At 62.7% G+C, this 6,991-nt stretch carries 4 protein-coding genes and 2 rRNA genes (1 of these 6 cut by a window edge); 4 read left to right on the top strand and 2 right to left on the bottom strand.

Going from position 1 to position 6,991, the window contains the following annotated elements:
- Positions 1 to 2,733: ribosomal RNA gene (locus test1122_RS08455) — 23S ribosomal RNA — on the top strand; it begins 395 nt to the left of the window's first position.
- A gap of 82 nt (positions 2,734 to 2,815) precedes the next feature.
- Positions 2,816 to 2,932, top strand: a 5S ribosomal RNA gene (gene rrf / locus test1122_RS08450).
- 256 nt (positions 2,933 to 3,188) lie between these two features.
- Here the strand turns inward: rrf and test1122_RS08445 are convergent.
- On the bottom strand, positions 3,189 to 3,392 hold the full coding sequence (locus test1122_RS08445) for a hypothetical protein (RefSeq protein ID WP_232268544.1): 204 nt from the start codon (positions 3,390 to 3,392) through the stop codon (positions 3,189 to 3,191).
- A gap of 536 nt (positions 3,393 to 3,928) precedes the next feature.
- Between test1122_RS08445 and test1122_RS08440 the strand changes: the two genes are divergently transcribed.
- Together test1122_RS08440 and test1122_RS08435 are read left to right on the top strand one after the other, a co-directional pair.
- A complete protein-coding gene (locus test1122_RS08440; protein ID WP_232268543.1) occupies positions 3,929 to 4,702 on the top strand; it encodes a GntR family transcriptional regulator in 774 nt (257 codons plus the stop codon).
- A gap of 189 nt (positions 4,703 to 4,891) precedes the next feature.
- Positions 4,892 to 5,674: a GntR family transcriptional regulator gene (locus tag test1122_RS08435; RefSeq protein ID WP_422396948.1), complete on the top strand. Its 783-nt coding sequence runs from the start codon at positions 4,892 to 4,894 to the stop codon at positions 5,672 to 5,674.
- A gap of 6 nt (positions 5,675 to 5,680) precedes the next feature.
- On the opposite strand, the gene test1122_RS08430 is transcribed toward test1122_RS08435, so the two are convergent.
- Positions 5,681 to 6,991: a DUF58 domain-containing protein gene (locus test1122_RS08430; protein WP_232268542.1), complete on the bottom strand. Its 1,311-nt coding sequence runs from the start codon at positions 6,989 to 6,991 to the stop codon at positions 5,681 to 5,683.

The raw sequence follows: 6,991 nt of genomic DNA, 5'->3' as shown, positions 1-6,991 counted from the left end.
GCCCGGCGTAGAGGGTAAGACCCCCGTAGCTGAAATGTCAGCAACTCACTTGAGGACCACCCAAGTAGCATAGGGCCCGAGAAATCCTGTGTGAATCTGGCGGGACCACCCGTTAAGCCTAAATATTCCCTGGTGACCGATAGCGGATAGTACCGTGAGGGAATGGTGAAAAGTACCGCGGGAGCGGAGTGAAATAGTACCTGAAACCGTGTGCCTACAAGCCGTGGGAGCGTCGCGCATCGAGCTTGCTCGGTGCGTCGTGACTGCGTGCCTTTTGAAGAATGAGCCTGCGAGTTTGCGGTATGTTGCGAGGTTAACCCGTGTGGGGGAGCCGTAGCGAAAGCGAGTCCTAAGAGGGCGTTCGAGTAGCATGCTCAAGACCCGAAGCGGAGTGATCTAGCCATGGGCAGGGTGAAGCGGCTGTAAGAGGTCGTGGAGGCCCGAACCCACCAGGGTTGAAAACCTGGGGGATGACCTGTGGTTAGGGGTGAAAGGCCAATCAAACTCCGTGATAGCTGGTTCTCCCCGAAATGCATTTAGGTGCAGCGTCGTGTGTTTCTTGCCGGAGGTAGAGCACTGGATAGGCGATGGGCCCTACCGGGTTACTGACCTTAGCCAAACTCCGAATGCCGGTAAGTGAGAGCGCGGCAGTGAGACTGTGGGGGATAAGCTCCATGGTCGAGAGGGAAACAGCCCAGAGCATCGACTAAGGCCCCTAAGCGTGTGCTAAGTGGGAAAGGATGTGGAGTCGCAGAGACAACCAGGAGGTTGGCTTAGAAGCAGCCATCCTTGAAAGAGTGCGTAATAGCTCACTGGTCAAGTGATTCCGCGCCGACAATGTAGCGGGGCTCAAGCACACCGCCGAAGTCGTGTCATTGCAGTACATACCTCTAACGGGGACTGTGATGGGTAGGGGAGCGTCGTGTGCCGGGTGAAGCAGCCGCGTAAGCGAGTTGTGGATGGTTCACGAGTGAGAATGCAGGCATGAGTAGCGATACATGCGTGAGAAACGTGTGCGCCGATTGACTAAGGGTTCCTGGGTCAAGCTGATCTGCCCAGGGTAAGTCGGGACCTAAGGCGAGGCCGACAGGCGTAGTCGATGGATAACCGGTTGATATTCCGGTACCCGCTTTGAAGCGCCCAACATCGAATCAAGCGATGCTAAGTCCGTGAAGCCGCCCTGGATCCTTCGGGTGAAGGGGAGTGGTGGAGCCGGCGAACCAGACTTGTAGTAGGTGAGTGATGGGGTGACGCAGGAAGGTAGTCCAGCCCGGGCGGTGGTTGTCCCGGGGTAAGGGTGTAGGACGTTACGTAGGTAAATCCGCGTGACATTAAGTCTGAGACCTGATGCCGAGCCGATTGTGGTGAAGTGGATGATCCCATGCTGTCGAGAAAAGCCTCTAGCGATGTTTCATGGCGGCCCGTACCCTAAACCGACTCAGGTGGTCAGGTAGAGAATACCGAGGCGTTCGGGTGAACTATGGTTAAGGAACTCGGCAAAATGCCCCCGTAACTTCGGGAGAAGGGGGGCCACACCTGGTGATCACTTTTGCAGTGTGAGCTGGGGGTGGCCGCAGAGACCAGCGAGAAGCGACTGTTTACTAAAAACACAGGTCCGTGCGAAGCTGTAAGGCGATGTATACGGACTGACGCCTGCCCGGTGCTGGAACGTTAAGGGGACCGGTTAGTTCACTCTTCGGGGTGGGCGAGGCTGAGAACTTAAGCGCCAGTAAACGGCGGTGGTAACTATAACCATCCTAAGGTAGCGAAATTCCTTGTCGGGTAAGTTCCGACCTGCACGAATGGCGTAACGACTTCTTGACTGTCTCAACCATAGGCCCGGTGAAATTGCATTACGAGTAAAGATGCTCGTTTCGCGCAGCAGGACGGAAAGACCCCGGGACCTTTACTATAGCTTGATATTGGTGTTCGGTTCGGCTTGTGTAGGATAGGTGGGAGACTGTGAAGCCCGTACGCCAGTATGGGTGGAGTCGTTGTTGAAATACCACTCTGGTCGTGCTGGATGTCTAACCTGGGTCCGTGATCCGGATCAGGGACAGTGTCTGGTGGGTAGTTTAACTGGGGCGGTTGCCTCCTAAAGGGTAACGGAGGCGCCCAAAGGTTCCCTCAGCCTGGTTGGTAATCAGGTGTTGAGTGTAAGTGCACAAGGGAGCTTGACTGTGAGACTGACGGGTCGAGCAGGGACGAAAGTCGGGACTAGTGATCCGGCGGTGGCTTGTGGAAGCGCCGTCGCTCAACGGATAAAAGGTACCCCGGGGATAACAGGCTGATCTTCCCCAAGAGTCCATATCGACGGGATGGTTTGGCACCTCGATGTCGGCTCGTCGCATCCTGGGGCTGGAGTCGGTCCCAAGGGTTGGGCTGTTCGCCCATTAAAGCGGTACGCGAGCTGGGTTTAGAACGTCGTGAGACAGTTCGGTCCCTATCCGCTGTGCGCGTAGGAGTCTTGAGAAGGGCTGTCCCTAGTACGAGAGGACCGGGACGGACGGACCTCTGGTGTGCCAGTTGTTCTGCCAAGGGCATGGCTGGTTGGCTACGTTCGGAAAGGATAACCGCTGAAAGCATCTAAGCGGGAAGCCTGCTTCGAGATGAGGACTCCCTCCCCCTTTGAGGGGTTAAGGCTCCCAGTAGACGACTGGGTTGATAGGCCAGATATGGAAGACCGGTAACGGTTGGAGTTGACTGGTACTAATAGGCCGAGGGCTTGTCCGCAGTTGCTCGCGTCCACTGTGTAGGTTCTGAGGTAACGACCAGAACCGGTAACCAATTTTTTGGTTGTGAACTTCATAAGTGTTTCGGTGGCCTTGGCGAAGGGGAAACGCCCGGTTACATTTCGAACCCGGAAGCTAAGCCTTTCAGCGCCGATGGTACTGCATGGGGGACCGTGTGGGAGAGTAGGACGCCGCCGAACAATCATTGAAGAGAAGCCCCGTTGGGAAACCAACGGGGCTTCTCTGCGTTTACTGCCTGTCTGAGTAAACGTTAGCGCTGTTGCTCGCTTGCCTGGGCAGCTGTGCAGGCGGCCCGCCAAGCGGCGTACAGGGCTCGGCTGCGCGGGCAGAGTTCGCCCTCGATGCCCCGGCACCGCTGACAGCCCACGGCATGTTCCAGCCATCGCGCCCACCGGTCAGCAATGAGCTGCTTCGACCCTTTCCCCTCGGCGGGCATCACCGGGTAACCCCGACCCGCACGTCCTGGACCCATACCGAGCCCAGCACATCTGCTTCCTCCAGCGCCAGCTCCCGGCAGCGTTTCTCCTGCTGTTCGTATGCAGCGAGGTAGGGCCGCACCAGGGCGACCGCGTCGCCGTCGATGGGATCGGCGAACTTCTTGGCGTGCCCTCGGTTCGAGGGTGCTTGAGATGTGGCCACATGGAGGGTCCGGCGGGTGCTGTATTGCCCAGGACGATGGCTGGGAGCGAGTAGTCGCGCTGAAGCCAGCGCTGGGGTGTTCTGGGCCGGTGATGCCCAGTGGATGGCCATAGCAACCGGGCCGCCCAGTCGATCACACGGCGAATTGGCTTTGGCATGTTGATGCCCCTTGTCAGTATTGGCCCGGCCGGGACCGTCACATGGTCGCCGGGGTTTCTTGCGGGTGGGTGTGGATAAGGGCCCATGCGATGCGCCCGTCCACTCCTCCGCTAAGGCCGAATCGGTCGGCCTTCCCGAGGGCGGACAGGACGGCCTGCCAGTGCACTGGGGAGAGCGATTCCGGTAGTTCGGCTTCAATGCGGATGCAGTTGGGGTGTCGCATCAGGCGGGGACTCCGTTCGGTGGCGGCGGAGAGCCGTGTTGCGATGTCCTGCGCTCGAGATGCAGGTGTGGGCACGGCTATCCCCTGGTCATCTAGCGATCACTTACGGTGAAGCTAGTTAACTAGAATAAGGCTAGTGGACTAGATTTGCCACATGCCTGAGCAGCCGCCCTATCTCCGAGTTGCCGATTCGCTCCGGCAGCGCCTCGCTAGCCGTGAGTGGATGCCCGGAGACCGTCTGCCCTCGCGTGCTCAACTCGCCGCCGAGTACGGGGTGGGTGACAACGTCGTACGGCGGGCACAGGAGTTGCTGATCTCCCAGGGGCTGCTCGAAGGCCGTGCCGGATCAGGGACTTACGCCGCGCGACCCCGCGAGCGGCTGCGGATGGTCCGCTCCTGGTGTCGTGAGCAGCGGGCCGGTTCCCCCTTCCGCGCTGATATGGCAAGTCTCGGCAGGGTCGGGACGTGGGAGCACCGTACGGAGGCGAAGGTGCCCGCCCCGGCGGAGGTCGCCGCACGGTTGGGTATTGCCGAGGGCGAGCTGACGGTACGTACGTCGTATGAGTTCCTCGCGGACGGCAAGCCTGTGCAGCTTTCGACCAGTTGGGAGCCGTATTCCCTCACTGGCGGCACGATCGTCGTTCTGCCAGAAGGCGGGCCCTATGCGGGCCAGGGCGTTGTCGAGCGGATGGCCGCGATTGGTGTGACGATCGGTCATGCGACCGAGCAACCCGAGCCACGGCATGCCGCACCAGGGGAGGCGCATCTCCTCGGCATCCAGGCTGGTGCGCTGGTCACGCACATCCAGCGGACGTACTACTGCGAGGATGGACGCCCGGTTGAGACTGCGGACATCATCGTTCCGGCCGCGCGATGCGAGGTCGTGTACGAGATTCCGGTCAACCGTGACGACATTACCGATGGATAAGGTCGTCGGCGGAACGTGATTGAGCACGCGGGTCCTCCTGAGTAGACGGATGCATCTCTAGAGATGTTCTAAGTGAAGCGGCCGGTGTCGTCTTGAGTCAAGCACTTCTCTAGAGATGTATCGGTCGATGTGTCCCCGATCAGACGCCGAACCTTGCGACAACGCCCTCCGCCCTTAGGGTGTCTAGAGATGATCAGGAGGGATCCAGAGATGTCCGGTGGCGGCAGCAGCAGCCGACAGCCCAAGTACCGCCGCATCGCCGACGAGCTCAAGTCAGCGATCGCCAGCGGCGCGTATGGGCCCGGCGACCGGTTGCCCGGTGAGAACGATCTGATGGCTGCCCATGGAGTCGCCCGGATGACCGCGCGGCAGGCTCTCAGCGTTCTGCAGAGCGAGGGCATCACCGAGGCCCGTAAGGGAGCTGGGGTGTTCGTCCGTTCCTTCCGTCCCATCCGACGGCGCGGGTCACGGCGAGTCGCGCAGCAGCAGTGGGGCACGGGACGGTCCATCTGGGCCGCCGACGCTGAGGGTCGTGATGTCGGGGTGGACCTGCTGAGCGTCACTGAGGAACCGGCGCCGGATGCCATCGCTGTCGTCCTCGATGTGGAGCCCGGTGCGGCCGCGTGGGTCCGTAGGCGGCGTTACATACTCGACGGCAAGCCCGTGTTGCTGGCTACTTCGTACTTTCCCGGCGGCTTGGTCGCCGGATCGGCCATCACCCGTGAGGACACCGGCCCTGGCGGGGTGTATGCCCGGCTCGCTGAGCTTGGTCTCGGACCTGTGCGCTTCCGGGAGGAAATCCGCTCCCGTATGCCCACTGCGGACGAAGCCGACCAGCTCCACCTCACCGCTGGTGCCCCGGTAGTGCTCGTTTGCCGTACCGCGTTCACCGAAGAGGGCCACGCCGTAGAAGTCAATGAGATGACCCTCGACGCCAACTCCTACGTCCTTGAGTACGACTTCGACGCCTGAGCCCGTTCAGAGACGCCCAGCGGCCTTCAGGGCGAGGTAGGTGTCGGCCAGGGCGGGGGCTAGGTCGGTGGGGGTGGCGTCTACGACGGTGACTCCGTGGTGGCGGAGGCGGTCGGCGGTGTGGTGGCGTTCGGACTGGGTCTGGGCGGCGGCGGCCGCTTCGTAGACGCCGTCGAGGGTGCCCCGGGAGGCGGCCATCTCCTCGATACGGGGGTCGGAGACGGCGGCGACCAGGACCGTATGGCGCTGGGTGAGGAGGGGGAGGACCGGGAGGAGGCCTTCTTCTACCGGGGATGCGTCGAGGCCGGTGAAGAGGACGATGAGCGAGCGGCGGGGTGCGGTGCGCAGGACGGCGGAGGCCAGGCCCCGGGTGTCGGATTCGACCAGGGCGGCGTCCAGCGGAGCCATCGCTTCGACCAGGGCGGGCAGTACGTCGGTGGTGGTGCGGCCCGTAACCGAGGCGCGTACTCGGCGGTCGTAGGCCAGGAGATCCAGCCGGTCACCGGCTCGGGTGGCGAGGGCGGCCAGGAGCAGTGCGGCGTCCATCGCGGCGTCCAGGCGTGGGATATCGCCGACGCGGCCCGCTGCGGTGCGGCCGGTGTCGAGGACGACCAGGATGTGCCGGTCGCGTTCGGGGCGCCAGGTGCGTACCGCGACGGTCGACTGCCGGGCGGTCGCTCGCCAGTCGATGGAGCGGGTGTCATCGCCGGGGATGTACTCCCGGAGGCTGTCGAACTCCGTGCCTTCGCCTCGGGTGAGGACGCTGGTGCGGCCGTCGAGTTCACGGAGCCGGGCGAGCCTGGCGGGGAGGTGTTTGCGGCTGGTGAACGGAGGCAGGACGCGGACCGTCCAGGGCACGGTGTGGCTTCCCTGGCGGGCGGCGAGGCCGAGCGGGCCGTAGGAACGGACGGTGACTCGTTCGGCCCGCCGGTCTCCCCGGCGGGTCGGGGAGAGTGTGGTCGTGAGGCGTCGGCGTTCCCCGGCGGGGATGGTCAACGCGTGCCGGGACGCGGAAATCTCGGCTCCGGGGTGCCAGCTGCTGGGGGGCCAGGCGTCGCGGATGCGGGCGCGCAGTGGGCGGGGGGCGGGATTGGTGACGGTCAGGTGCACCTGGGCCCGCTCGCCGAGTCGAACTGACGTATCACCGGATCGGGTGAACTGGAGCTTCTGCACTGGCGCCGCGCGAACGAGGTCGTACAGAATTGCGAGCAGTAGCGGGAGTTCCACGGCGAGTAGCCCGGCCCAGCTGGGGAGGAGCAGGCCGACGAGGAGCGCGCCGAGGGCAGCGATGAGGGCTGTGCGTCCGGTGAGGGCCAT

This window comes from Streptomyces gobiensis, assembly GCF_021216675.1.
GTDB lineage: Bacteria > Actinomycetota > Actinomycetes > Streptomycetales > Streptomycetaceae > Streptomyces > Streptomyces gobiensis.
This window is presented reverse-complemented; position numbering and strand designations above follow the sequence as displayed.